We start from the raw sequence: 25,869 nt of genomic DNA, 5'->3' as shown, positions 1-25,869 counted from the left end.
CCACCCGCGGACGACGGTGCGGGTGGGGCGGTCGGCGCGGTCGGGGGCGCCGGTGGGGCACCCGGGGCCGGAGGCGGTCCCGCGGGACCGGACCCGGGCGTTCGCGGTGGGGCGTCCGACGTGGCGCGATCGTCGCTGGACAGTGCCCGCGAGATGCCGTCGCCGGCCTTCTTGATCCCGTCCTCCGCCTTGGCCCGGTACTCGTCGATCGTGCCGGACTCCTCCAGCTCGCGGTACTTCTCCTGGGCCTTGCCGGCGGCATCGGTGGCCGCCTTCTGGGCCGTCTCGGCCGCGTCCCTGGCCGCCTGCTTCGCCTTGTCGAGGAACCCCATGCGTCGCGCCTTCCGTCGTCAGGCGGTGACCGGGTCGGGTCGACCCGGATGGCCGTCGAACCCGTGGCCGCGGCGGGGCACCAGCACCACCCGGGTGAATTCGCACACCACCACGCCGTCCTGGTTGTAGCCGATCGTGCGCACCCGCACGATCCCCCGGTCGGGCTTGCTGCGCGACTCACGGACCTCGAGCACCTCGGACTGGGAGTAGATGGTGTCGCCGTGGAAGGTCGGGTTGGCGTGCGTGAGCGACTCGATCTCCAGGTTGGCGATCGCGCGGCCGGACACGTCGGGCACCGACTGGCCCAGCACGATCGAGTAGACGAGGTTGCCCACCACCATGGCACGGCCGTGCGGGGTGGCGGCGGCCGCGTAGTTGTCGTCACTGTGCAGCGGATGCTGGTTCATCGTGATCGAGCAGAACAGGATGTCCTCGGCCTGGGTGATGGTCTTGCCGGGCCAGTGCCGGTAGACGTCGCCGACGGTGAAGTCGTCGAGGTAGCGACCGAAGTCTGCCGTGGGCATGGGTGCCTCTCGTGTGGTCGGCGCGTTCACCTGCTCCCGCGGGCAACCTAGCAACCCGGCCGGAGGCGCCCACCCGTCCTCCCGCCGCCACCGAAGGTGCCGGTGCCCGCCTACCGTTGGCGCTGCCGACCGAGCGCCCGACCGTGCCGTGCAGGAGCCGCCGATGCGTCCACCGAAGGACTTCTTCCGCCCCCTGGCGATCGGGGCGCCCGACCCGCTGAGTGAGGTCCCGTCCCGTCCGTCGCGGATGATCCACTTCTTCGACCCCTCCAATCCTCGGATGGTCGCCAAGGTCGACGACATGGCGGGGCAGGTCGACATCCTCCTGGGCAACCTCGAGGACGCCGTGCCGACCGAGTCCAAGGAGGCCGCCCGGGCGGGCCTGGTCGAGGTGGGACGTGACTTCGACCATCCCGGGACGCAGTTGTGGACCCGGGTCAACGCCCTGGACTCGCCGTGGGTGCTGGACGACCTCACCACGCTGGTCGGCGAGATCGGGGACCGCCTCGACGTCGTCATGGTCCCCAAGGTCGAGGGCCCCGAGGACATCCACTACGTCGACCGGCTGCTGGCCCAGCTCGAGGCCAGGGCTGGCCTGGAGCGGCCGATCCTGGTGCACGCGATCCTCGAGACCGCCCGGGGCGTGGCCGCCGTCGACGACATCGCCCTGGCCAGCCCACGGATGCAGGGCATGAGCCTGGGGCCGGCCGACCTCGCCGCCGACCGGCGCATGAAGACGACCCGTGTCGGTGGAGGCCACCCGGGCTACCTGGTCCGCAGCGACCCCCCGGTCGTCGACGGCCAGCCCGATGTCGACGCCGAACGGGCCACCGCCCAGCAGGACCTGTGGCACGCCACCGTCGCACGGATGGTCGACGCCTGCGTCACGGCCGGGATCTTCCCCTTCTACGGTCCGTTCGGCGACATCCGCGACACGGTGGCCTGCACCGACCAGTTCCGCAACGCCTACCTGCTGGGATGTGTCGGGGCGTGGACGCTGCACCCGGTCCAGGTCGACATCGCGGCCCGGGTGTTCTCGCCGGAGCCGGACGAGGTCGCCTGGGCCCGGCGCGTGGTCGAGGCCATGGGCGACGGCTCGGGCGCGGTCATGATCGACGGGAAGATGCAGGACGACGCCACCTTCAAGCAGTGCCAGGTCGTGCTGGCGCTGGCTCGCCAGCTGGCCGAGCGTGACCCGGACCTGGCCCGGGAGTACGGGCTGTGAGCGACGACGACCGGCGACCCCGGCGCAGCGTGCTGTACATGCCGGGTGCCAACGAGCGGGCGTTGGACAAGGCCGCGTCCCTGCCGGCGGACGCACTGATCCTCGACCTCGAGGACGCGGTCGCACCGGACGCCAAGCCGGCCGCCCGCGACCGGGTGGTCGAGGCAGCCGCCGCGGACCGCTACGGCCCCCGCGAGGTCACGATCCGTGTCAACGCGCGTGGCACTGCCTGGCACGACGACGACGTCGCCGCCGTGGCGACCTCGGGCGCCGACGCCGTGGTGGTGCCGAAGGTCGACGGGCCGGCCGACGTGGTCGCCGTGGTCACTGCGCTCGAGGCCGCGGGCGCACCGGACGACCTGGCCGTGTGGGCGATGGTCGAGACGCCGGCCGGCGTGTTCGCCGCCCGCGACATCGCCGAGGCGTCCCCTCGGCTCGCCGCCTTCGTGCTGGGCACCAACGACCTGCTCAAGGAGCTGCGGGCCGAGGCCGTCCCGGGTCGCGCCCCGCTGGTGACGGCCCTGTCCCTGGTCGTGCTGGCGGCACGTGCCACGGGCACGGTCGTGCTGGACGGCGTGTTCAACGACCTGTCGGACGACGACGGCTTCCTGGCCGAGTGCCGGCAGGGCCGCGACCTGGGCTTCGACGGCAAGACCCTCGTCCATCCCCGCCAGCTCGCGGGAGCCAACACCACGTTCGCCCCCTCCACCGACGAGGTGACCCACGCCGAACGGGTGATCGCGGCCTTCACCGCCGCCGAGGCCGAGGGTCGGGGCGTAGTCACGGTCGACGGGCGGATGGTGGAGAACCTGCACGTCGAGCAGGCCCGCCGCACGCTCGCGACCGCGTCGGCCATCGCGCGCCTGGAGGAGTCCACGGCCTGATCGTCGCCCGCGACGATCAGGGTCCCGACGGCACCTCCCCCGGCGGCGGGGTCACCCGGAGGGTCGCCCGATCGGCCAGCACGCGGTGGGGTCCGGCGCGACGTGCGACCATCTCGACCTCGCAGCCGACGACGAGCGCATCGGGCGGGACGTCGTCCTGGGGCACCAGCACGACGGTCGACGACCCGGTGAGCGGTGCGAGCAGGTTCGGCAGGTCCGGCACGTCCCGGGTGTCGGTCACCTCGACGTCGAGTGCCCGCCAGCCGGTCGGCACGTCGTCCTCCGGCGCGACGACCGACCGGAGGCGTCCCCGCAGCAGTGCACGGTTGTCGGGTGCCTCCACCATGCCCGTGCCCTCCCCGTCACGTCCGAGGCGGCCAGGTCGGTGTCACGTCGACAGCATTCGCGACCACCCTGCCCGCGATCCTACGGGGTGATCACCCCGTGGTCGGGAGGCCGTCGGGATCGTCGGGTTGCACCTGGTCGCCGTGGACCTGCACGTCGGCGGTCATCACCGGGCCGGGGTCGGAGATCGCGGTGACCCGAACGCCCGTGTCGATCCCGCCGTGGCTGCGCGAGCCGGGCGTGCTGTCGGCCGTGAAGGAGCGGCGCACGGCGGTGCCGGGCCAGCAGTCCCCGTCGTCGCCACGGTTGGCGTTGCGTTCGAGGTCCATGGCCCCGTCGGCCTGCTCGAGGCCGACCCGGTAGTGCGTCTCGTTGGTGTTGTCGGGCACGGCGTCGTCGACGTGCCAGATCAGCAGTCCCCCACCCGGGAGGCTGGCGTCCCGGCGGTCGGCCTGGCGATTCTCGACCAGGAAGTACTCCTTGCCGACCTCGCCGTCGCGCCACAGCCGGTGCACGGTGTGGCTGTCCTTGACGTCGGCGATCGTCAACGGCCCGTCGGTCGTGACGTTGTCGACCATCACCCAGCCCTGCTGGACCTTGCACCAGGCCGACGGGTGCGTCGGCCGGTCGCCGCCGCCACCCCAGCTGCCGCCGGCCATCAGGCACCAGGCGCCGATGCCCTCCGAGGTGTTGTCGGTGTCGTACAGGTCGGGGAACCCGAACAGCAGGTGCCCCAGCTCGTGTGCACACACGCCGATCCGGGCATCCTCCGGGACGGTGAGGTAGGCGAAGATGCTGGTGGTGTCGGTGCGGTACTCGGCCGGCAGCACCCACTTGTGCGACCAGATGTCGTCGACCGAGCCCGTGACCTCGGCCCCGCTGCCCGCGTGCACGACGACGTAGGCGTCGACGAACCCGTCGTCGTCGTTGTCGTAGGGGGCGAAGTCGATCCCCGGGTCCGCGCTCACGGCGGCGTCCAGCGCCATCGTGCGGGCGTTGGGCAGCGACGTGCCGATGCCTGACCGGCCGTTGGCATAGGTGGCGAGGTCGCGGGGCAGCCGGAGTGGTCCGATCACCTCGCCGGTCAGCTCGACCAGGCCGTTGGTCACCTCGGTGAAGTACTCGCGCACCGAGCCGTCCGGCAGCACCCCCTCGCTGAAGAACAGGTCGTCGAAGTGGTCGGCGTCGGCGGTCATGGGACGGTCGTCGAAGTCCACCAGCACCACGGCGACGCGCAACGTCCCGTGGAGTGGTGCCCGCTGGCTCGCGGCGGACCGGACCGCCTCGATCGAGGTGCCGAGCGGGAACCGGCTGCCCGGGATGATCAGCCCGTCGTTGAACCCCGGATGACGCGGCTGCACGATCGCCGCACCGGCCCCGACGGACCGCACCTCGTCGAGCTGGTCGAGCCGGGCCACCACGTCCTTGATCCGGTCCGCGAGGGCGGGACTGGGCGCGACGGCACAGCGTTGCGCCACCCGTTCGGACGCCAGGCGGTGGATGCGCGCGAGGCTCGGGATGTCCAGGTCGGGGTCATGCATCGGGGGATCCTCGGGTGCGGGTGCCCACAGGGGTACCCGACCCACGCGACACCCCGGCCGACATCGCGCCTTCAGCGCCAGGCGCGTCGGATGCCGTCCAGGTACGCGTCCGCCTGCTCGGGCGTGGGGGCACCGCCGCCGAACCGGGCCGGGACCCACCACGCCCCGGCGGGTGTGCCGTCGGGGTAGTCCCGGACGGCGGCGTCGAACATCACCTGCATCCTGGCGTGAAGCTCGGCGGTGACCTCCCGCGGATCGTCGTCGGGGCCGGGGTGCAGCGGCTCGCCGTAGTCGACCGTCACCGGAAGCCGCCACCGCGGGGTCGGCCCGTGCTTGACCGTGTGGAAGCGGTGGCTGCCCCACGAGATGGCCGGCACCAGTGGCACGCCGGCCGCGATGGCCATCCGCGCGGCCCCGGCACGGAAGTCCAGCAGGTCCAGAGCAGGCGAGATCGTGGCCTCCGGCAGGACCATCACCAGTTCGCCACGTCCGAGCGCGGCGACGGCGTCGGTGTAGGCAGCCCGGCCCCGACCTCGCCGCACCGGGATGTGGCCGGCCGAGCGCATGATCGGCCCGAACACCGGGGTGTCGAACAGCGACTGCTTGGCGAGGATCCGCGCCGGACGACCCCACGCGCGGTACGGACCGGCCCCGACCAGGAAGAAGTCCCAGAAGGACATGTGGTTGGCGGCGACGACCACGCCACCGGTCCGGGGGACGTTGTCGAGCCCGGTCGTGCGCAGGTCCCAGCGCTGGAGTGCGAACAGGCCGAGGGCGGCCCCGGCAGCCGTCCGGTACAGCAGTGAGGCCCGCGGGCCCGTCGGTTCACCGGCCATCAGCCGCGCCGGTCCGCGATCCGGCGACTGCGCCAGCGTTCGTGCTCGGCCAGGACCCCGGCGTGGTCCGGTGCGGTCCCGCCCAGCCGGCGCGGCAGCCACCAGTCGTCACCCGGCTCGGGCGCGTCGGGGTAGTCGCGCTGCAGTTCGTGGAGGAGTTCCTCGGTGGCCGTGCGCACCCGCGCGGTCAGCGCGTCGGCGTCCTCGCCCTCGGCGGGCACGATCGGGGCACCGAACGCGGTCGTGACCGGGATGCCGGTGACCAGGCTGGCCGACCGACCCTTGGTCCAGAACCGCTGGCTGCCCCAACTTGCGGCAGGGACCACCGGCACGTCGGCGGCGATGGCCATGATCGCGGCCCCACGGGCGAACGGCAGGAGCTCGAAGGACTGCGAGATGGTCTCCTCCGGGGCCACCATCACGAGGTCGCCGTTCTCCAGGGCGGCGATGGCCGCCCGCAGCGCCTCACGCCCCCCGCCGGCCCGTGAGCGGAACACCGGCACGGCCCCGGCACGCAGGGCCCAGAAGCGGGTGAACGGGTTGTCCCAGATCTCGGCCTTGCCCAGGATCCTGACCGGTCGTCCGCGGTCGCGCACGACCGCCAGGGCCACGAACAGGAAGTCGGTGTAGGAGTGGTGGTTCCAGGTCACGACGGCGCCGCCCGTCGCGGGGACGTGCTCGACGTCCCGCACGCTCGGCCTCCACCGCAGCAGGCCCTCGAAGATCCCGCTGACCACGCCCCGGAGCACGGCCCAGTAGCCGTCGAGCTCGAGGGGGGCGGAAGCCGTCGCGTCGTCGTCCATGGTGGCCGAGCCTAGGCCGTCGCCACGAGGACGTCGGGACGAGGACATCGGGACGTGTGCAGCGGAGGTCCCGCTCAGACGACGCGCTGGAGACGCAGCCTGGAGCCATCGGTGATCGAACGGTCCCCCCGGGCGATCGCGACCGTGCCCGAGCGGACCATCTCGCGGATGCCGTAGGCCTCCAGCAGCGGTGCCAGCCGGCCGAGCCGGGCGGTGTTGCCGGCGATCGCGATCGTCACCGTGTCGGCGTCGACGTCGACCACCTCGGCGCCGAACACCTCGGCCAGGGCGAACAGGTCGGCCCGCTGGCTGGCGTCGGCGGACACCTTCACCATCTGCAGTTCCATCTGGACCGACTCGGTGGGGTCCAGCTCGATGATCTTGAGCACGTGGACCAGTTTGTTCAGCTGCTTGATGACCTGTTCGAGGTGCACGGGGTCGGTGCCGACCACGATCGTCAGGCGCGACACGCGCTCGTCGTCGGTCGGCCCGACCGCGAGCGAGTGGATGTTGTAGGAGCGACGGGAGAACATCCCGGAGATCCGCGCCAGGACACCAGGCCGGTTCTCGACCAGGACGGACAGCGTGTGGGTCTGCATCAGTCGCTCCCGAACTCGTCGTCGGTGTCGGCACCGGCGATCAGGGGTGGGTCGTCGGACGGATCGGCACCGCCGAGCCCGGCCTCGCGGTTGGCACGCTGGCGCTGGGTCGCCGCCTCGGTGACGTCGGCGATGGCCATCGTCATCCACTCGTCGGCGGACTCGATCACCGCGTCGTTGGACCCGCCGGCAGGCACCATGGGGAAGACCATCTCGTCGGGGTCGACCCGCACGTCCACGATCACCGGCTGGTCGGTGATGGCCGCCGCCTTGGCCATGACCGACTCGAGCTCCTCGACGCTCTCGGCGCGGAAGCCCGGGATGCCGTAGGCCTCCGCGAGCAGGACCAGGTCCGGGACGGCCTGCGGCAGGGTGGTCTCGGACATCCGGCTGGCGTAGAACAGGCTCTGCCACTGGCGGACCATCCCGAGCACCCCGTTGTTGATGACCACGAAGGTCACCGGGATGTCGTGCTGGACGGCCGCGGCGATCTCCTGGAAGGTCATCTGGAAGCAGCCGTCGCCGTCGATCGCGACCACCGGGACGTCCCGGCCGACCGCGACCTTGGCACCGATGGCCGCGGGCACCGCGAAGCCCATCGTCCCCAGCCCACCGGAGTTGATCCACTGGCGGGGGCGGCTCCACGGGACCAGCTGGGACGCCCACATCTGGTGCTGGCCGACCCCGGCGACGTAGACCGCCTCGTCGCCGAACGCCGCGTGGACCGCACGGATGGCGGTCTGGGGCTTGATGATCCCGGTGTCGGGCTGCTGGACCCGCAGGGGGTGGTCGGCCTTCACGGTGGCGAGGTGGTCGCGCCACGCGGCGGTGTCGGGCACGGCCTCGTCGCCACGGTCCCGTGCCACCGCGACCAGCTGGCCCACGACCACCTTGGCGTCGCCGACGATCGGCACGTCGACGGCGCGGTTCTTGCCGATCTCGGCCGGGTCCACGTCGACGTGGATGACCTTGGCGTGTGGCGCGAAGTGTGCGAGGTCGCCGGTGACGCGGTCGTCGAACCGGGCGCCGAGGGTCACGAGGAGGTCGGCCTCCTGCAACGCACGGATGGCGACGTAGTGGCCGTGCATGCCGGGCATGCCGAGCGCGTTGGGGTGGTCCTCGGGGATGATCCCGCGTGCCATCAGGGTGGTGACGACCGGCAGGTCCAGCAGGTCGACCAGCTCGCGCAGCTCGTCGCCCGCGTCGGCGCGCACCAGTCCCCCACCGGCGTACACGACCGGGCGCTTCGCGGTCGCCACCAGGTCGATGGCGTCGCGGACCTGGCGGCCGTGCCCACGGACGGTGGGGCGGTAGCCGGGGAGGTCGAGGTGCTCGGGCCAGGCCCACTCGAAGGACTGGTTGAGGATGTCCTTGGGGATGTCGAGCAACACCGGGCCCGGTCGCCCGGACGAGGCGATGTGGTGGGCCTCGCGGATCGCGCCGGGGATCCGCTCGACCGACGTGACGAGCTCGTTGTGCTTGGTGACCGGCATCGTGATGCCGAGCACGTCCGCCTCCTGGAAGGCGTCGGACCCGATCGCGGTGGACGCGACCTGGCCGGTGATCGCCAGGACGGGCACGGAGTCCATCAGCGCGTCGCACAGCCCGGTGACGAGGTTGGTCGCGGCCGGACCGGACGTGACGATGCACACGCCCACCTTGCCCGAGGCATGGGCGTAGCCCTCGGCGGCGTGGACCGCCCCCTGCTCGTGGCGGACCAGCACGTGGGTGAGGTCGGCCTCGATCAACGGGTCGTAGGCCGGCAGGATCGCCCCGCCGGGATAGCCGAAGACGACCTCGACACCGAGCTCCTCGAGGCTGCGCATGACTGCCTGGGCACCGGTCACCTGCATGGTCCACATCCTTCTGCGACGTCCCCCACGCTACTCGCGGACCCGCATCCACCTCGTCACGGGTCGCTCTCCCCCAGCCCCGGACGCGAAAAACCTCCCGGTCCGGGAGGTTCGCGCGCGTCCGAGGTGCTCGGGCGCGCGCTACCCGACGATGACGAGCACGACGACACCGACGGTGCCGTGCTGGGTGCTCGGGCCGGGCTGCATGTCTGGACGTGCCTCGTGTGTTGCCGTTCGTCCGGAGGTCGGACACTCGGCATGATGGCGCAACGCTCGCCACCACGTCAAGTCCCACCTCGAAGCCGGGCGGCTCGCGGGGGCGGGTCGTGGACGTGGAGGGCGCGACCGGGTGCACTGGACGACGACGCCCCACCGCGTCGACACCGCTCGAACCCGACCTCCGACCCGCCGAGGACCACGCATGCCCCGCACCTCCACCGACTCGGTCTCCCGCCGGACGCTGGTGGTGGTGGCCGCCGCCCTGGCGGTCGTCACGATCATGGCACAGTTCGGCCTGTCGTGGCTCGAGGAGTCCACCTACGACCTGCTCACCGGGTTCGGGGGCTGGTGGGAGGCCCTGCTGACGTGGGTGCAGCCGGCCGGGACGTTCTTCATGGTCGTGGCCGCCACGATGCTCGTCTTCATCTTCAACCGCGACTACGCCCTGCGGATGGGGCTGTCGGGCTCACTGGCGTGGCTGCTCGCCCAGGTGTTCAAGGTGGTGGTCGGCCGGGCGCGACCGGACGTCCTGCTGGGCATCGAGCCCAACGTCGTGCTCGAGTCGCCGGGCTACCCGTCGGGCCACACGACCACGATCGTCGCACTGGTGGCGGCGCTGTGGCCGGAGCTGTACCGGGGCGAGCGGGTGGTCGCCGTGCTCGTCGCGGTGCTGGTGGCGCTGGGGCGGCTCGAGCTGGGCGTGCACCTGCCCCTGGACATCGTCGGCGGGGCGCTGCTGGGCCTGCTCGTCGCACTGGCCGTGCGCGCCGTCCTCGCCGGCTCCAGGACCTGACCCACCCCCGGGACCGCCCTTGGCGTTCGCGACCACATCACCCGGCACCGAACGCCAATCGGCCCTCCGAGACACACGCCAACCTGGCGTTCGCGACCGCCTCACCCGGCACCGAACGCCAAACGACCAACGTGGGCATCTGAGGCTGCCGTTCGCGACCGCCTCACCCGGCACCGAACGCCAAACGACCAACGTGCGGACTTGAGGCTGCCGTTCGCGACCGCCTCACCCGGCACCGAACGCCAATGGGCATCCGAGGCACACGCCAACTGGCGTTCGCGACCGCCTCACCAGGCAGCGAACGCCAATGGGGCGAGCACCGGGAGCGAGCGCGAGCCGAGGGGTGAGGGCTCGAGGATCAGGCGAGGTCGGTGACGGCCTTGCCGACGGCGGCGGCGATCCCGTCGGCGTCCAGGCCCAGGTCGGCCAGCAGCCGGTCCGGTGAGCCGTGCGCCACGTAGGCATCCGGCACGCCCAGGCGCAGCACCGGCGGCGCACTCGCGAGGCCCGCGTGGTCCAGGATCGCGTCGGCCACGTGGGCACCGGCACCACCGGCGACGTAGCCGTTCTCGACCGTCACCACCAGGGGTGCGGCGGCGGCAGCAGCGACCAGGGCCGGGTCCAGCGGTCGCACGCAGCGCACGTCCCAGACGGCGGCGTCGATGCCGTCCACGGCCAGGGTGCGCGCGGCGGTCACGGCGGGACCCAATCGATCCCCCACCGCGACGATCACGACGTCGGAGCCCTCCCGGACCAGGCGCGCGTCCAGTCCGGTGCCGACCTGGTCCCCGGTGGGACAGGCCCCACGTGAGAACCGGAGGCTGACCGGCCCGTGGACGTCCTCCACGGCGGTGCGAAGCAGCGCGGCGACCTCGAGGTCGCTGGAGGGTGCCAGCACGGTCATGTTGGGGATCCGCAGGCTCAGCCCGAGGTCCAGCACGCCGTGCGCGCTGGGGCCGTCCGGGCCGGTGATGCCCGCCCGGTCGAAGGCGAACACGACGTGCTCGTCGTGGAGGCCGACGTCGAGGTTGGCCTGGTCGAAGGCACGCGGGAAGAACGGCGAGTAGATCGCCACCACGGGGATGCGCCCCGCATAGGCCAGCCCGGCGGCCGAGGTCACGGCGTGCTGCTCGGCGATGCCGACGTCGATCACGCGGTCGGGGTGGCGCTCGGCGATCGGCAGCAGCCCGGTCGACCCGGGCATCGCCGCGGTGAGCGCCACGATCTCGGGGATCTCGTCGCACAGGTCCGACAGCGCGTCGGAGAAGGCCGCCGTCCACGAGCGCTGCTTGCTCTTGGTCGCCTCGCCGGTGGCCGGGTCGAACGCCGACGTGTCGTGCAGGCGCTTCTCCGGGTCGGTCTCGGCCGGCTCGTAGCCCTTGCCCTTCTCGGTCAGCACGTGGACGAGGATCGGGCCGTCGAAGCGCTCGGCCGAGGCGAACGCCGCGTCCATCGCACCGACGTCGTGGCCGTTCACCGGGCCGAGGTAGCGCACGCCGAGCGCCTCCACGAAGGCCTGCAGCGCAGGTGCGTCGGCCACGGCGTGCTTGAGCCCCCGCAGGCTCGCCCCGGTCAGGCGGTGGATCAGCGGGATGCGCTCCACGAAGTGGTCGGCCCGTGACCGCCAGGTGCGGTAGCGCGGGTCCATGCGCATCCGCGAGACCTGGCTGGAGAGACGGGACACCGTCTCGGCGTAGGACCGCCCGTTGTCGTTGAGGACGATCGTCATCGGGGTCTGGTCGTGGCCGATGTTGTTGAGCGCCTCGTAGGCCATCCCCCCGGTCAGGGCGCCGTCGCCGACGACCGCGACCACCCCGCGGCGCTCGCCGGCCGGCAGGAAGCGCTGGCCCTCGGCGATGCCGTAGGCCCACGACAGTGCCGTCGAGGCATGGGAGTTCTCGATGACGTCGTGCACGCTCTCGACGCGCTGCGGGTACCCGGCCAGTCCGCCGTCCTGGCGCAGCGTCTCGAACTGCCCGGTCCGGCCGGTCAGCATCTTGTGGACGTAGGCCTGGTGGCCCGTGTCCCACAGCAGCAAGTCCTGCGGCGAGTCGAACGAGCGGTGCAGCGAGATCGTCAGCTCGACGGCTCCCAGGTTGGAACCCAGGTGTCCGCCGACGCGGGCGACCGCCTCGATGACGTTGCGACGCACGTCGGCCGCGAGCTCGTCCAGCTCGTCCGCGTCGAGTGCCCGCACGTCGGCCGGATGGTGGATGTGCTCGAGCAGCACGTCAGGACCCTTCGACTGGTGCCGTCATCACGCCGTGGGGCGATCGTCGTCGACCTCCCCACGGTCCCTGCAGGGTACGCGAGCCGGAGACCCGGGCGGCCGTCCGGTGGTCCCCCGGTGCGCCCACCGACCGGGCCTACGCTGGCCGAGCCGTTCCGCGCCCGGCGGACGGGACCATCCGAGGGGACCGCACGTGGCGACCGACCCCGACCGCACCCGGCTCGCCGGGCGGGCGGCGGTGGGGCTGGGCGTGGCGATCCTGCTGGTCTCGCTGAACCTGCGCCTGCCGGTCACCGCGCTGGGCCCGGTCCTGGAGGAGATCCGCGCCGACCTCGGGATCGGCGCCGGCGTCGCCGGGGTCCTGACCTCCGTGCCGGTCCTGGTCTTCGCGCTCGCCGGGACGCTGGTGCCCTGGCTGCGGCGCCGCCTGTCGCTGGGCGCGTCGATCGCGGCGGCGATGGTCCTGGTGATCGCCGGAACCCTGGTCCGACCGTTCGGCACGGCGGCCGTGCTCCTGGCCGGCACGGTGGTGATCATGGTCGGCATCGCCGTGATCAACGTCCTGCTGCCGGTCGTGGTGCGCTCGGGCTTCGGTGGGCGCGAGGGCTGGGTCACCGGTGGCTACGTCGCCAGCCTCCAGGTCGGGGCCGCCGCCGGCGCGAGCCTGACCGTGCCGCTGGCGTCCGCGCTGGGTGGCTGGCCACGCGCACTGGCCTCGTGGGCGGTCGTGGGGCTGGTCGGGCTGGTCGCCTGGCTGCCCGCCGCCCGGGGGGTCTCGGCCAGCGGACGACGCGACGCCGCCGTGAGCCGCCTGCGTCCGGCCGTGCTGCTCCGCGACCGCACGACCCGAAACCTCACCGTGTTCTTCGGCCTGCAGTCGATGGTGGCCTACATCATGATGGGGTGGTTGCCGACGGTGCTGCGCGACGAGGGCATGGCGGCGTCGTCGGCCGGTGCGATGGTGGCGGTCGTCACGCTGGTCACAATCCCGGTGTCACTGGTCCTGCCCGGCTGGCTCGGGACGCGACCCGACCAGCGTCTCGCCCCCTGGTTCGTGGTGCTGCCGTGGTGGCTTGCGTTCGCGGGCCTGCTGGTCGCGCCCGTGCGGTTCGCGTTCGTGTGGGCGGCCCTGCTGGGGATCGGGGTGGCGGGCTTCCCGGTGACGCTCGCGCTGTTCGGCCTGCGGACGGCCTCCCCCAGCGACACGATGCAGGTCTCGACCTTCGCCCAGAGCATCGGCTACCTGGTCGGGCTGCCCGGCCCGTTGCTGGCAGGCGTCCTCGCGGATGCGACCGGTGGGTGGACCGTGCCCCTGCTCGTGCTGTGTGCCGTCAACCTCCCCATCCTGGCGACCGGCCTGGTCTCGGGCTCGCCCGTCACGATCGGTGCGGACCTCCCCGAGGACACGCCTGCGTCCACCTCGCCCGGCTGACCCGGACCTGCCGCCCGCTCAGGGCGTGGACAGGTCAGCCGCCAGTCGGTCCAGCATGGCCAGGCAGGCGGCCAGCTGGTCCACCGGGACGTACTCGTCGGGCCGGTGGGCGACGTCGATGCTGCCCGGCCCGCAGACCACCGAGGGGATCCCGGCCGCCTGGAACAGGCCCGCCTCGGTGTTGTAGGGCACGACCCCCGGGGTCACGTCGTCCAGCAGTCGGCGGGTCAGGGCGACGGCCGGCGAGTCGAGTGGCGTGTCGAGCCCCCCGACCTCGCCGTCACTGGTCGTCAGGATCGCCGCGTGAGGATGCAGCGCCTGCAACCGGTCGCTCTCCTCCTGCTCGATGCGCACCACCGCCTCGGCGACCAGGGCGGCGTCGGCGTCGTTGACCGGGCGGAACTCCCAGTCGAACGAGCAGTTGCCCGGCACGACGTTGCGAGCCTGTCCCCCGTGGATCGTGCCGATGCTCAGGGTCGACTCGGGCGGGTCGAACGGGCTGTCGGCCGGCGCCCGGTCACGCAGTTCGTCCGCGAGGTCGTGCAGCCGCATCACGTACCGGGCGGCGTGCCAGATCGCGTTGACGCCCCGCGACGGGGCCGAGCCGTGGCCGGCCACGCCGGTGATGGTCGTCGTGTACTCGTAGCACCCCTTGTGGCCGACGACGACCTGCATCATCGTGGGCTCGCCGATGATCGCCGCGGCGGGCCGGGGCCCGGTGCGTCCCAGCTCCTCCAGCAGCAGGGGCGCCCCCTGGCAGCCCACCTCCTCGTCGAAGGTCAGGGCGACGTGCACCGGGCGCTGCAGGTCGGCGGCGGCGAAGGTCGGCGCCATCGCCAGCACGCAGGCGATGAAGCCCTTCATGTCGGTGGTGCCACGTCCGTGGACCCGGCCGTCCCGCAACGTCGCCACGAACGGCGGCGTCTCCCAGGCGTCGTCGTTGGCCGGCACGACGTCGGTGTGGCCGGACAGGACCACGCCCCCGTCCACGTGCGGGCCGATCGTGGCGAACAGGTTGGCCTTCCCGAGCAGCGGGTCGAAGGTCCGGGTGCAGGTCGCGCCGGCCGCCTCCAGCACCTGCTGGGCGAGGTGGACCAGGTCGAGGTTGGAGTAGCGCGTCACCGAGCGGCACGCGACCAGGTCGGTGAGCAGCGACAGCGTGTCGTCGAGCGGTGGCCGGGCGGTCGTGGTGCCCGGGTCGGCCCGTCCTGCCATGGTGGTCGCCTTCGCTGCTCGGTGGTCAAGACGTGGAGGGTGCCGGACGCCGGGGGGTCACGTCGTGACGAACAGCTCCCGCGGGGCGTCGGCCAGCACCTCGGCCGGGCCGTCGTCGCGGATCAGGATGCTCTCGGTGATCTCGAGCCCCCAGTCCTGCATCCACAGCCCCGGCATGAAGTGGAAGGTCATGCCGGGCTCGAGCACCGTGGTGTCGCTGGCACGGATGCTGATGGTGCGCTCGCCCCAGTCCGGGGGGTAGCTCAGCCCGATGGGGTAGCCGCAGCGTCCCTCGCGCTCGATCCCGGCCCGTGCCAGGGCGTCGTGGAGCGCGTTGGCGATGTCGCACGCCCGGTTGCCCGCCCGGGCCACGTCCAGCCCCGCCTCCAGGCCCTCGAGCAGCGCCGCCTCGGCGCGCCGCACGGCGTCCGGCGGGGTGCCCAGGTAGACCGACCGGCACAGCGGGGCGTGGTAGCGCCGGTAGCACCCGGCGATCTCGAAGAAGGTGAGCGTGTCGGCCTCGAACGGGTCGTCGTTCCAGGTCAGGTGCGCGGCCGACGCGTCCTTGCCCGACGGGACCAGCGGCCAGATCGCCGGGTAGTCCCCGCCGATCACCTCGCCCCCGTCGACATCCTCGATCCCGTCGATGCCGGTGTGGACGATGTCGGCGACCAGCGCCGACTTGCGCATGCCGGGCTCGACGGTCTCGCGGATGAGCTCGTGCATCCGGGTGACGATCCGGGCGGCCTTGCGGATGTAGTCGATCTCGGTCGGTGACTTGACGGTCCGCTGCCAGTTCACCAGCCCGGTCGCGTCGACCAGGTCGGCATCGCGCAGGCCCTCGACCAGGTGGAGGTGGGAGGCGGCCGAGTAGTAGTAGTTGTCGAGCTCGACCCCGATGCGCGCAGCGGCGTGGCCCGCGTCGGCCAGCCACGTGGCGAGGTGCTGGTAGGCGTGGCGGTCGGTCGCCTGCACATAGTCGTCGTGGTAGCCCACGATGTGGTCGTGGTCCATCCAGACCGTCCGCCGGGCGCCCTGGGCGTCCATGTGCCGACCCCAGTAGACGGGGTCGTCGTCGTGGGTGACCACCACCGCCTGCGGCGTGTAGAAGGACCAGCCGTCGTAGCCGGTCAGCCAGGCCATGTTGGAGGGGTCGGCGGCGACCAGGACGTCGAGGTCGCGCTCGCCCATGGCGGCGCGGACCCGCGCCACGCGCCGGGCGTACTCCTCACGCGTGAACGGCAGCTCGCGGCTCAATGGTCGAGCACCGCCTGCAGGAACGACCGGGTTCGTTCGTGCTCGGGTTCCTGCATGATCTGCTGTGGGGTCCCGGACTCGAGGATCTTGCCGTGGTCGAACATGACGACCCGGTCGGCGACCTCGCGGGCGAAGCCCATCTCGTGGGTGACCAGCATCATCGTGGTCTCGCCCTCCTCGGCGATCTCCTTGAGCACGGCCAGCACGTCGCCGACCAGCTCGGGGTCCAGGGCCGAGGTGACCTCGTCGAACAGCATCACGGCGGGGCGCGTCGCCAGCGACCGCGCGATCGCGACGCGCTGCTTCTGGCCACCGGAGAGCTGGCCCGGCGTGTGGTTGGCGTGCTGGCGCAGCCCGACCATCTCGAGCAGGTCGAGCCCGCGCTGCTCGGCCTCGTCGCGGGACACGCCGTGGACCTTGACCGGCGCGAGCATGATGTTCTCCAGCGCGCTCATGTGCGGGAACAGGTTGAAGTGCTGGAACACCATCCCGATGTGCGAGCGCACCTCCCGGATGCGCTTCTCGTTGGCCGGCGTCGTGCCGTCGGGCATGTGGTAGAGCGGGTCGTCGCCGATGGTGATCGACCCCGAGTCGATGCGCTCCAGCGTCATGATCACCCGCAGGATCGTGGTCTTGCCGGAACCCGACGGGCCGATGATGACCACCCGCTCGCCCGCCGCGACGTCCATGTCGAGCTCGTCGAGCACGACGTTGTCGCCGAAGGCCTTGTTGACCCCGCGCATCGTCACGGCCGCGGCGCCCTTGTCCGACACCGCGGGGCCGGAACCGTTGGTGGACGTGTCAGATCCGCTCATAGGACATGTACCTCTCGAGACGTCGGACCAGCCAGGCGGCTGGAAGGCTGACCAGCAGGAACCCGATCCCGATCAGGATGTAGGGCTCGACCGGGCGGAAGTAGCGGGCCTGGATCGTGGTGGCGAAGAACATCAGGCCGGTCACGCCGACCGTGAAGCCCAGCGGCGCGTCCTTGAAGCCGGCCACCAGGAAGTTGCCCAGCGCGGGCAGGACATTGGGCACCGCCTGCGGGATGATGATCCGGGTCCAGGTGGTGGACGGCTTGAGGTTCATGGCCGTCGCGGCCTCCCACTGGCCGTGCGGGACGCTGTTGATCCCGGCCCGGTAGGCCTCCGAGCAGTAGGTGGCGTAGTGCACGCCCAGCCCGATCGTGAGCGCCTGCAGGGGCCCGAGGACGATCCCGAGGCTGGGCAGGCCGTAGTACAGGAAGAACAGCTGGACCAGCAGGGGGGTCGAGCGGATGAACTCGATGAAGGCAGTGACCGGCCACGAGATCCACTTCATCGTGGACCGACGCCCCAGGGCCATGAACAGCCCCAGGACCAGGGCGACCACGAACGAGGTCACGGTGGCCCAGGCCGTCACCGTCATGGCGTTGAGCATGTCGGGCACCAGCGACCAGAAGAACGCCCAGTCGAAGCTGGTCGAACCGTCCGGCTGCACGTCGGTCGTGAAGGTCAGGTCCCGGGTCCCGAGCCATCCCAGGACGGCGAGGAACACGACCACGCCGGCCACGATGGCCACGTTGCGTGGCTTCTGCCACCAGCTGCGGGAGTCGGTCATGTCGGGGGCCAGCGCGGTGGTCGTCATCACTTCACCATCCCGGCCGGCGCGACGTCCGATGCCGGCAACGGTCGATTCCGCGACTCGTACTTGGCGTTGGTTCGTCGTTCGAAGTACCGGAAGATCCCGTTGATGATCTGGGCGATCACGAAGTAGATGACCAACGCGTTGAGGTAGAGGATCCAGTCGGGCGTGCGGGTCTCGGCCAGCGCCGCGTTGGTGCGGAACAGGTCGATGCGGAAGGCGATGTCCGACAGGCTCACCAGCGACACCAGGGCCGTGCCCTTGAGGATCTCGATCGTCAGGTTGCCCATCGGGGGGAGGATGACCCGCATCGCCTGGGGCAGCACGATGAATCGCAGGCGCTGCATGTTGGTGAGGTTGAGCGCGACGCTGGCCTCGCTCTGGCCCTTGGGCACCGACTCGATGGCACCGCGGATGATCTCGGCGCCGTAGCCACCCATGTTCAGGCCCAGGGCGACCGACGCCAGGATGAACACGTTCTCCTGTGGCAGGCCGAACAGGATCGGCACGGCGTAGGCCATGATGAACAGCAGGACGATCGAGGAGATGCCCCGGGCGAACTCGACGTAGGCGAGCGCGAACCCACGGACGAACCTGCGGTCCGACAGGCGCATCACCCCGAAGAGCAGCGACAGGACGACACCCAGCACGAACGAGGCAGCGAGCACCCCCAGGGTGATCTGGGTACCCTCCCACAGCCGGGCGTAGCGATCGGAACTGAGGATCAACTGGTCCATGCAGGTCGCCTTCCGCGGGCCGGTCTCGGCCGATCAGCAGGGCAGCATCCGTGGCCGGTCGGTGGGCACGCGGGTCAAACGACCCGAGCACCTCCCACCGGCCACGGGCCGGCCGGCGGTCACTCGCCGGTGAGGTCTGCCACGGTCAGGTCCTGGGCGCGCTCGACGTCCTCGGGCGCGAAGCCGAAGCCGGTGATGGTGTCGATCAGCGCACCCTCCTCCTGCAGGGCGTTGAGCTGTTCGTTGAAGGCGTCCCGGAACTCCTGGTTGTCGTTGCGGAAGCCGAAGCCACCACATCCGAGGATCTCCTCGCCGTTCTCGTCCAGCGGGAAGAACGACTCGGTCATCTCGAGACCGTCGCGCGAGTCGACCTGGGTCTTGATCGTCAGCGAGGTCCCGGTCACCGCGTCGACACGCCCGTTCGCCAGGTCGTCGTACTGGGCGTTGACGTCGGTGTAGAGCTCGATCTGGTTGTCGGGGACACCGGCCGTCTCGGCGTAGCCCTCCTCGACCGCGCCGGACAGGATGGCGATGGTCGCCTCGGGGGTCTCGACGACCGACTCGAAGTCCGACAGCCCCAGCGGGTTGCCCTCGGGGACCGCCAGGGACTCACCGATGCAGTAGTCGGGGTCCGAGAACAGGATCTGCTCGGCCCGCTCGGCGTTGATGTACATCCCGGCCGCGATCATGTCGAACTGACCCGCCTGCAGACCCGAGATGAGCGATCCGAACTCGACGACCTGGGCATCCATCTCCTCGATGCCCATCTCGGCGAGCACCAGCTTGGCGACCTCGGGGGCCTCGCCGGTCACGGTGCCGTCGTCCTCCTGGTAGCCGTAGGGCACCTCGTTGGCGAGCCCGACGGTGATCGTGCCGCTCTCCTGGAGCTCGGCCAGCAGGTCGCCACCGCCGCCGGAGTCGCCGGAGTCACCCGCATCGGTCGCCGAGGCGTCCCCGCCGGCCTCCGTGGCGTCGTCTCCGTCGCCGCCGTCGTCGCTGCCACAGGCCGAGGCAAGCAGCGCGACGCTGAAGAGCACCGCGGCCCCTCGCATCCACTTGGTTCGATGTCCACGCATGGTCGATGTCCTCCTGGTGATCGGGACGGCCCCGGTCCCCCCGTTCGGGATGCCACGGCGACGCCCCCGGTTCGCGTGTTGCACGCATGTTCGTCGGGTTGGTCGTCCTCACCCTAAACGCTGTGGCCATTGAATGTCCACTTTGTATACAGTACGAATGCATTTCGAGTCCGTGTCGATCGTGTGACACGGCCCACGTCCGGTGCCAGCCGGGCACGCCCGAGCAGCCAGGGGGCCACGTGTCGGACCACGCCACCCGGATGACCGTGCGCGACATCTACGACACCATGCGCGAACGGATCTGCCTGCTCGACCTCGAGCCGGGCGCCCGACTGCGGGAGGAGCCGCTGGCGGAGGAGTTCGGGGTCAGCCGCACCCCCGTCCGGGCGGCGCTGGCACGGCTCGAGCACGAGCGCCTGGTCCATTCCAGCCCGGGGTCGGGCGCCACCGTCGCGATCATCGATGCCAAGGAGATCCGCGACGTCTGGGCCGTTCGGATGAAGATCGCCGACCTGGTCGCCGACTTCGTGCGCCTGCCCGCACCCCCCGACACCCTCGCCGAGCTCGACGACATCGCCACGGCCACCGAGGCGGTGCGCACCTCCCGCGACACGCGCCAGCTGGGCGTCCTCTACAACCGCTACCACGACGCGGTGCTGAGCGTCTACACCAGCCGGACGCTGCGCCGGATCCACGACCAGTTGTTCCACCTGACCGCCCGGGTCTGGCTGCAGTTCCTGCCCGAGCTCGACCTCGACGACGAGATCGACATCATGCTCGAGGAGGTCCAGGCCACGCGCGAGGCGATGCAGGGGAACTCCGGCCAACGGCTGGCCGAGGTGCGCACCACGCACATGAAGTTGCTGCTCGAACGCTTCAACGCACACGCCGCGCGGCCGCTCGGCTGACCACCCAGCATCGATCCAGGAGCCGTCGTCATGCCCGACCTGACCGTCCTCGTCGAGTCCGACCTGCGCGCCGCCGTGGGGCTGGGGGCCGAGGAGCGCGCGGCCATCGAGGCGGTCTACCCGGTGGTGACGGCCGGACGCGCGTCGATGCCACCGATCATGCGCATCGACGTGCCCGAGCACCGCGGCGAGATCGACGTGAAGTCGGCCTACCTGCCTGGTTGGCCGGGCATCGCCGTCAAGGTCTCGGCCGGGTTCTTCGACAACCCGTCACGAGGCCTGCCCAGTCTCGGTGGGCTGATGATGCTGTTCGACAGCGAGACCGGCGTGCCGCAGGCGGCACTGTTCGACAACGGCTTCCTGACCGACCTGCGGACGGCACTGGCCGGCGCCGTCGCGGCCGACCACCTCGCCCGGCCCGACGCCCGTCGGGTGGCGGTCCTCGGCGCCGGCGTCCAGGCCGGCCTGCAGGTCCGGGCGCTGGTCGGCGTGCGTGACCTCGACCAGGTCGTGGTGTGGGCCCGCCGGGCCGACGCCGGCCGGGCACTGGCCGACGAACTCGCCGACGAGCTGGGGGTCACGGCCGAGGCCACCGGGACCGTGGCCGACGCCCTGCACGGGGCCGACATCGCGGTCACGACGACGCCGACGACGGAGCCGTTCGTGGTGGCCGACATGCTCCACCCCGGCCTGCACGTCACCGCGGTCGGCTCCGACGCCGAACAGAAGCAGGAGCTGGCCGCCGACGTGCTGCTGGCCGCCGACGTGGTCGTGGCCGACCGGATCGACCAGAGCACCCGGCTGGGCGAACTGCGGGCGGCAGTGGCGGCCGGCTTCGACCCGGACGAGGCCGTGGAACTGGGAGCCGTGATCGCCGGGGACGCCCCGGGTCGGACCACGCCGGACCAGGTGACCGTCTGCGACCTCACCGGGACCGGCGCCCAGGACACCGCGATCGCGACCCTGGCGCTCCAGCGCTGCCGCGAGGCCGGCCGGGGGACCACCCTTGCCACCTGACGACCCCAGCCGCGGATCGATGCAGCCCACGTCGGAGGACCACGGCTCCGCGGTCGTGACCGTGGCCGTGGGGGACGTGGAGGCTGCGGCCGAGCGGATCCGGGGCCTGGTCGTGCACACGCCGGCGATCACCTCGGCACCACTGGGCGAGCGGGTCGGTCACCCGGTGCGGCTCAAGCTCGAGGGGCTCCAGCCCACCGGCAGCTTCAAGGTGCGTGGAGCCGCCTCGCGGATCCTCGCCGAGCCGGGCCGCCCGACCGACCTCGCCGGCGTGGTCACCGCCTCGACCGGCAACCACGGCCGGGCGATGGCCCATGTCGCCCGCGAACTGGGCGTGCACGCGGTCGTGTGCGTGTCCGACAACGTGCCGGCCGGCAAGGTGGCCGCGCTGCGGGCCCTGGGCTGCGAGCTGGTCGTCGGTGGCGAATCCCAGACCGCCGCGCTGGTGACGGCGGCCGGGTTGGTCGAGGAGCGCGGCCTGACGCTCGTGCACCCGTTCGACGACCCGCTGGTCGTGGCCGGGCAGGGCACGATCGGGCTGGAGGTGGTGGCGCAGGCCCCCGAGACCGCCACCCTGCTGGTCCCGTTGTCGGGTGGCGGGCTCCTGGCCGGGATCGCCGTGGCCGTGACGGCGCGGCGTCCGGACGTGCGGGTCGTCGGGCTGTCGATGCCCGAGGGGGCGGTGATGGCGGCGTCGCTGGCCGCCGGGCGCCCGGTCGACCTCCCCGAGTCCCCCACCCTGGCCGACAGCCTCCAGGGCGGCATCGGGCTGGACAACCGGCACACGTTCCCGGCCGTGCGTGACCTGGTCGACGACGTCGTGCTGGTCGACGAGGACGCGATCTGGGAGGGGATGCGCTTCGCCCTGGCCGAGCACCGACTGGTGCTCGAGGGTGCAGGCGCGATCGGCATCGGTGCGCTGCTGGCCGGCGCGGTCGAGGTCGACGGCCCGGTCACCGTGGTCTGCTCCGGCGCCAACGCCGAGCTCGACCACGTCGCCGCCCTCGCCACCGACGCCCCCCGCCCCACCTGACCCGGCCAGCCCTCCGGACGGGCGTGACCGAATCCTCCGGGCCACCGGAACCAGCCATCACACCCGGAATCCGACCCGGAACGCCCCGACGGGCGTGACCGAATCGTCCGGGCCACCGGAACCAGCCATCACACCCGGAGGTGGGTGGGTCCGGAGGGTTCAGTGGGCGCCGGGTGCGCTGGACGTTGGGAGCGCAGCGCAACTCCAACGTGTCCGTCAGGACAGCTGGACGTTGGGAGCGCAGCGAGCAACTCCAATGCACCCGGAAGTGGGTGGGTCCGGAGGGTTCAGTGGGCGCCGGGTGCGCGGGCGCGGTGGGCGGCGACGTGGACGCGGGTGGCGCAGGTCTTGGAGCAGAACTGCTGGCTGCGGTTGCGGGTCCGGTCGACGAACACGTTGCGACAGGTGGTCGCCCGGCAGGCACCGAGGCGCTCGGCACCGTCGTCGACCACGACGTGGGACAGCGCCATCGCCAGGGAGGCACCCACCCGGCGGACGTCGGCGCCGTCGTCGGACACGTAGTGGAAGTGCGGTGCCTGCCCGTCGTGCTCGGCGATGAAGGGGTGGGGCTCGTGGGCGGCCAGCAGGTCGTTGAGCAACGCGACCCGCTCGCTGGCGTCGGCGGCCTCGAAGACCCCACGCAACGTCTTCGCGAGCTCGGCGAAGGCCCCGACGTCCACCGGCTCGTCGACCAGGACGTACAGGTGGAGCAGGCGGTGGAGCTCCTCCGCGGTCACCGGCTCGTCCGCACGGGCGAACAGGTTGGTCAGGTCGACCGCCTCGGACACCGTCTGGTCGGTGAACGTGTCGTAGTCGATGGGTCGCGCTCCGGTCGGGGACAACGACCGAGCCCTTGCAAAGCCCGGTGGATCGTGTAAGTTCCTTTCACAAGGTAGCCGCTTATCACGCCCACGACCACCCGCCGACCCCAGACGCCGGCCCGGAGGCCACCGTGACCACCACCGCACCCGCGCCCCGCCCCGACACCGCCCGGATCCGGACCGTCCACGACACCGTCCTCGACGAGGCGGCGCTGGAGCAGCTGGAGGCTCGCGTGCTGTGGCTCGCGACCCGCATCATCGACCACGCCAACCGGGAGCGGGCGACCGGCGACGGCCTGAAGGTCGGCGGGCACCAGGCCTCGTCGGCGTCGATGGTGTCGCTGATGACCGCGCTGTGGTTCGCCCACCTCGACCCGCAGGACCGCGTGGCCGTCAAGCCACACGCCTCGCCGGTGCTGCACGCGATCCAGTACCTGCTGGGCAACCTGGACCGTCGCGACCTCACCACCCTGCGGTCCTTCGGCGGACTGCAGGCCTATCCGTCGATCACCAAGGACCGCTTCGACGTCGACTTCTCCACCGGATCGGTCGGCTTCGGCGCGGTGGCACCGCTGTTCGCCGCCGTCACCCGCCGCTACGTCGACGAGCACTTCGGTGCCCGCCCCGACGCCCGGTTCGTCGCGCTGCTCGGTGACGCCGAGCTGGACGAGGGCAACGTCTGGGAGGCGATCACCGACCCGATCTCGCGCGGCGGGCTGGGCAACGTCACCTGGATCATCGACCTCAACCGCCAGTCGCTGGACCGGGTCGTGCCCGGGGTGAAGGCGGCGCGGATGATGCAGATGTTCGAGATCAACGACTGGCAGGTGATCGAGGCGAAGTACGGCCGCCGGCTGACCGCGGCCATGGAGGGACCAGGCGGCGACGCCCTGCGTGCCCACGTCGACGACATGCGAAACGAGCGCTACCAGCGGTCGCTCGGGATGGCCGGACGCGAGCTGCGGGACTTCTTCCTCGACGGCGCCGACCCGGCGGTCGTGCGTGCGCTCGACGAGGTGTCCGACGACGACTTCGCGTCGGTCGTGCACGACCTCGGGGGCCACGACCTCGCGACCCTGCTGGACGCCTACCGGCAGGCCGACGCCGAGACCGAGCGCCCGTCGGTGGTGTTCGCCTACACCATCAAGGGCTACCGCCTGCCGGTCGCCGGCGACCCGCTGAACCACGCCGCACTGCTGACCGGGGAGCAGGTGGACACCCTGCGGCCGGTCCTGGCCGACCCCGACGACGAGTGGGCCGGGTTCGCTCCCGACACGGCACCCGGCCGGATCGTCGCGACGGCGCGCCAACGGCTGGCGCGCGAGCCCTTCGCGCCCGCCGGGCTGGGGCTGGACGTCCCGGTCGCCGTCGGGATGCGCCCCACCCGCGCCGTGTCCACCCAGGCGTCGTTCGGCCGCCTGGTCGCACGGCTGGGCCGCGACGAGGCGGTGGGCGCCCGGCTGGTCACCACCTCCCCCGACGTCGCGGTGTCGACCGGGCTGGCCGGCTGGATCAACCAGGCGGGCGTGTTCCACCACACCCGCACGACCGAGCCCAGTGACTCCGGCCTGCTGCGCTGGGAGGAGTCCCCCGAGGGCCAGCACATCGAGCTGGGCATCTCCGAGATGAACCTGTTCAGCATGCTGGGCCAGCTCGGCGATGCCGAGCGCCTGCACGGCGAGCGGCTGCTCCCGATCGGGACCCTCTACGACCCGTTCGTGTGTCGTGGCCTCGACGCGCTGATCCACTCGCTGTACTCCGACACCCGGTTCGTGGTCGCCGGCACCCCGTCGGGCATCACCCTGTCGCCCGAGGGCGGCGCGCACCAGTCCAGCGTCACCGCGTCGCTGGGCCTCGAGCTGCCCAACATCGTGTCGTTCGAGCCGACCTACGTCGGCGCGATGGACTGGCTGCTGTGCGACGTCGTCGACGCGCTGGCCAACGACGCGACCGGGGACGCGAGCTACTTCCGGCTGAGCACCCGCGAGCTGGAGCAGGCCCCGTTCGAGCGAGCGGCCGCCCGGCTGGGCGAGGACCGGCTGCGCGACGACGTCCTGGCCGGGGCGTACCGGCTGGTCGAGCCCACGGTCGACGGCCCGCGGGTGACCCTGTGCGCGTCCGGCCCGGTGCTTCCCGAGGTGCTGGCCGCAGCCGAGGCGCTCGCCAACGAGGGTGTCGCCGCCCGCGTGGTCGACGTCACCTCGCTGGACCGGCTGCACCGCGGCTGGCGCGCCGCCGTCACCGGGTCGATCCGCACGGCTCGGCGTCCCCGTCGCGACTTCCACCTCGCCGAGGTGCTCGGAGGCGACTCCGGGCCACTCGTCACGGTCCACGACGCCTCGTCCCACGCGATGGGGTGGCTCGGCTCCGCGGTCGGCCGCACGGTCGTCCCGCTGGGCGTGGACGCGTTCGGCCAGTCCGGGACGATCCAGGATCTCTACGACCTGCACGACCTGTCCACCGGAATGGCCACCAACGCCGCCCTCGCGGCCCTCGACCTGGCCCATCGCGATGGCCGTGCCGACCAGCGCGAAGGCGGGCAGGTCGTTGCGACCGTCCCCGATC

General features: G+C 71.9%; 24 protein-coding genes. 8 read left to right on the top strand and 16 right to left on the bottom strand.

The features are described 5' to 3' along the window. Together KR546_RS17425 and KR546_RS17420 are read right to left on the bottom strand one after the other, a co-directional pair. Positions 1-332: hypothetical protein (locus KR546_RS17425; RefSeq protein WP_238445994.1), on the bottom strand; the 332-nt coding region annotated here is incomplete at its 3' end. Between the two features lie 18 nt (positions 333-350). Next, a complete protein-coding gene (locus KR546_RS17420) occupies positions 351-857 on the bottom strand; it encodes a MaoC family dehydratase (protein ID WP_238445993.1) in 507 nt (168 codons plus the stop codon). 163 nt (positions 858-1,020) lie between these two features. On the opposite strand from KR546_RS17420, the gene KR546_RS17415 reads away from it, so the two are divergent. Both KR546_RS17415 and KR546_RS17410 read left to right on the top strand, forming a co-directional pair. Next, complete coding sequence (locus KR546_RS17415) at positions 1,021-2,082, top strand: HpcH/HpaI aldolase/citrate lyase family protein (RefSeq protein ID WP_238445992.1); 1,062 nt, start codon at positions 1,021-1,023, stop codon at positions 2,080-2,082. After that, the gene (locus KR546_RS17410) at positions 2,079-2,966 is read left to right on the top strand and encodes an HpcH/HpaI aldolase/citrate lyase family protein (protein ID WP_338019189.1); all 888 of its coding nucleotides are present in this window, start codon (positions 2,079-2,081) and stop codon (positions 2,964-2,966) included. The genes KR546_RS17415 and KR546_RS17410 overlap by 4 nt, the downstream gene beginning before the upstream one ends. Before the next feature lie 16 nt (positions 2,967-2,982). Here the strand turns inward: KR546_RS17410 and KR546_RS17405 are convergent, their stop codons facing one another. The 6 genes from KR546_RS17405 to ilvB all read right to left on the bottom strand — a co-directional run bounded on the left by KR546_RS17405 (position 2,983) and on the right by ilvB (position 8,943). Next, entirely contained in the window at positions 2,983-3,312 is a 330-nt protein-coding gene (locus KR546_RS17405) for a hypothetical protein (RefSeq protein ID WP_238445991.1), read from the bottom strand. A 91-nt stretch (positions 3,313-3,403) separates the two neighbouring features. Continuing rightward, on the bottom strand, positions 3,404-4,852 hold the full coding sequence (locus KR546_RS17400) for a M6 family metalloprotease domain-containing protein (RefSeq protein ID WP_238445990.1): 1,449 nt from the start codon (positions 4,850-4,852) through the stop codon (positions 3,404-3,406). Positions 4,853-4,923: 71 nt separating this feature from the next. After that, positions 4,924-5,688: a lysophospholipid acyltransferase family protein gene (locus tag KR546_RS17395; RefSeq protein WP_238445989.1), complete on the bottom strand. Its 765-nt coding sequence runs from the start codon at positions 5,686-5,688 to the stop codon at positions 4,924-4,926. Further along, positions 5,688-6,491 carry a lysophospholipid acyltransferase family protein gene (locus tag KR546_RS17390; RefSeq protein WP_238445988.1) on the bottom strand — a complete coding sequence of 268 codons (804 nt, stop codon included), beginning with the start codon at positions 6,489-6,491 and terminating at the stop codon, positions 5,688-5,690. Before KR546_RS17390 ends, KR546_RS17395 begins: the two co-directional genes overlap by 1 nt. Positions 6,492-6,565: 74 nt before the next feature. Further along, on the bottom strand, positions 6,566-7,090 hold the full coding sequence (gene ilvN / locus KR546_RS17385; RefSeq protein WP_238445987.1) for an acetolactate synthase small subunit: 525 nt from the start codon (positions 7,088-7,090) through the stop codon (positions 6,566-6,568). Next, positions 7,090-8,943 carry a biosynthetic-type acetolactate synthase large subunit gene (gene ilvB / locus KR546_RS17380; RefSeq protein WP_238445986.1) on the bottom strand — a complete coding sequence of 618 codons (1,854 nt, stop codon included), beginning with the start codon at positions 8,941-8,943 and terminating at the stop codon, positions 7,090-7,092. Before ilvB ends, ilvN begins: the two co-directional genes overlap by 1 nt. 421 nt (positions 8,944-9,364) lie before the next feature. Here ilvB and KR546_RS17375 point away from each other — a divergent pair, with 421 nt between their 5' ends. After that, positions 9,365-9,955 (top strand): phosphatase PAP2 family protein, encoded by a 591-nt coding sequence (locus tag KR546_RS17375; protein ID WP_238445985.1) that lies wholly within the window; start codon positions 9,365-9,367, stop codon positions 9,953-9,955. A gap of 358 nt (positions 9,956-10,313) precedes the next feature. On the opposite strand, the gene dxs is transcribed toward KR546_RS17375, so the two are convergent. Next, the gene (dxs, locus tag KR546_RS17370; RefSeq protein ID WP_238445984.1) at positions 10,314-12,185 is read right to left on the bottom strand and encodes a 1-deoxy-D-xylulose-5-phosphate synthase; all 1,872 of its coding nucleotides are present in this window, start codon (positions 12,183-12,185) and stop codon (positions 10,314-10,316) included. 193 nt (positions 12,186-12,378) lie between these two features. Here dxs and KR546_RS17365 point away from each other — a divergent pair, with 193 nt between their 5' ends. Then, positions 12,379-13,617, top strand: coding sequence for an MFS transporter (locus tag KR546_RS17365; RefSeq protein WP_238445983.1), 1,239 nt, complete (start codon positions 12,379-12,381; stop codon positions 13,615-13,617). An 18-nt stretch (positions 13,618-13,635) separates the two neighbouring features. Here KR546_RS17365 and argE read toward each other — a convergent pair whose 3' ends face one another. The 6 genes from argE to ehuB all read right to left on the bottom strand — a co-directional run bounded on the left by argE (position 13,636) and on the right by ehuB (position 19,525). Further along, on the bottom strand, positions 13,636-14,832 hold the full coding sequence (gene argE, locus KR546_RS17360) for an acetylornithine deacetylase (protein WP_238445982.1): 1,197 nt from the start codon (positions 14,830-14,832) through the stop codon (positions 13,636-13,638). A 57-nt stretch (positions 14,833-14,889) separates the two neighbouring features. Continuing rightward, entirely contained in the window at positions 14,890-16,089 is a 1,200-nt protein-coding gene (locus tag KR546_RS17355) for a M24 family metallopeptidase (RefSeq protein WP_238445981.1), read from the bottom strand. Continuing rightward, positions 16,086-16,904 carry an ectoine/hydroxyectoine ABC transporter ATP-binding protein EhuA gene (gene ehuA / locus KR546_RS17350; RefSeq protein ID WP_274388303.1) on the bottom strand — a complete coding sequence of 273 codons (819 nt, stop codon included), beginning with the start codon at positions 16,902-16,904 and terminating at the stop codon, positions 16,086-16,088. The genes KR546_RS17355 and ehuA overlap by 4 nt, the downstream gene beginning before the upstream one ends. Then, complete coding sequence (gene ehuD / locus KR546_RS17345; protein ID WP_238445980.1) at positions 16,891-17,715, bottom strand: ectoine/hydroxyectoine ABC transporter permease subunit EhuD; 825 nt, start codon at positions 17,713-17,715, stop codon at positions 16,891-16,893. The genes ehuA and ehuD overlap by 14 nt, the downstream gene beginning before the upstream one ends. Further along, positions 17,715-18,449, bottom strand: a complete 735-nt coding sequence (locus KR546_RS17340) for an amino acid ABC transporter permease (RefSeq protein ID WP_238445979.1) — start codon at positions 18,447-18,449, stop codon at positions 17,715-17,717. Before KR546_RS17340 ends, ehuD begins: the two co-directional genes overlap by 1 nt. Positions 18,450-18,568: 119 nt before the next feature. Next, complete coding sequence (ehuB, locus tag KR546_RS17335; protein ID WP_238445978.1) at positions 18,569-19,525, bottom strand: ectoine/hydroxyectoine ABC transporter substrate-binding protein EhuB; 957 nt, start codon at positions 19,523-19,525, stop codon at positions 18,569-18,571. A 239-nt stretch (positions 19,526-19,764) separates the two neighbouring features. Here ehuB and KR546_RS17330 point away from each other — a divergent pair, with 239 nt between their 5' ends. The 3 genes from KR546_RS17330 to KR546_RS17320 are packed head-to-tail and all read left to right on the top strand — an operon-like array spanning position 19,765 to position 22,483. Then, positions 19,765-20,433, top strand: a complete 669-nt coding sequence (locus KR546_RS17330) for a GntR family transcriptional regulator (RefSeq protein ID WP_238445977.1) — start codon at positions 19,765-19,767, stop codon at positions 20,431-20,433. Between the two features lie 30 nt (positions 20,434-20,463). Beyond that, positions 20,464-21,450 (top strand): cyclodeaminase, encoded by a 987-nt coding sequence (locus KR546_RS17325; RefSeq protein ID WP_238445976.1) that lies wholly within the window; start codon positions 20,464-20,466, stop codon positions 21,448-21,450. Positions 21,451-21,469: 19 nt separating this feature from the next. After that, positions 21,470-22,483 (top strand): pyridoxal-phosphate dependent enzyme, encoded by a 1,014-nt coding sequence (locus tag KR546_RS17320; RefSeq protein ID WP_238445975.1) that lies wholly within the window; start codon positions 21,470-21,472, stop codon positions 22,481-22,483. Between the two features lie 287 nt (positions 22,484-22,770). Here KR546_RS17320 and KR546_RS17315 read toward each other — a convergent pair whose 3' ends face one another. Further along, a complete protein-coding gene (locus KR546_RS17315) occupies positions 22,771-23,325 on the bottom strand; it encodes a CGNR zinc finger domain-containing protein (RefSeq protein WP_238445974.1) in 555 nt (184 codons plus the stop codon). 152 nt (positions 23,326-23,477) lie between these two features. Here KR546_RS17315 and KR546_RS17310 point away from each other — a divergent pair. Next, on the top strand, positions 23,478-25,869 hold a 2,392-nt coding region (locus tag KR546_RS17310), incomplete at its 3' end, for a transketolase-like TK C-terminal-containing protein (protein WP_420804263.1).

The organism is Salsipaludibacter albus, assembly GCF_019798055.1.
GTDB classification, from domain to species: domain Bacteria; phylum Actinomycetota; class Nitriliruptoria; order Nitriliruptorales; family Nitriliruptoraceae; genus Salsipaludibacter; species Salsipaludibacter albus.
This window is presented reverse-complemented; position numbering and strand designations above follow the sequence as displayed.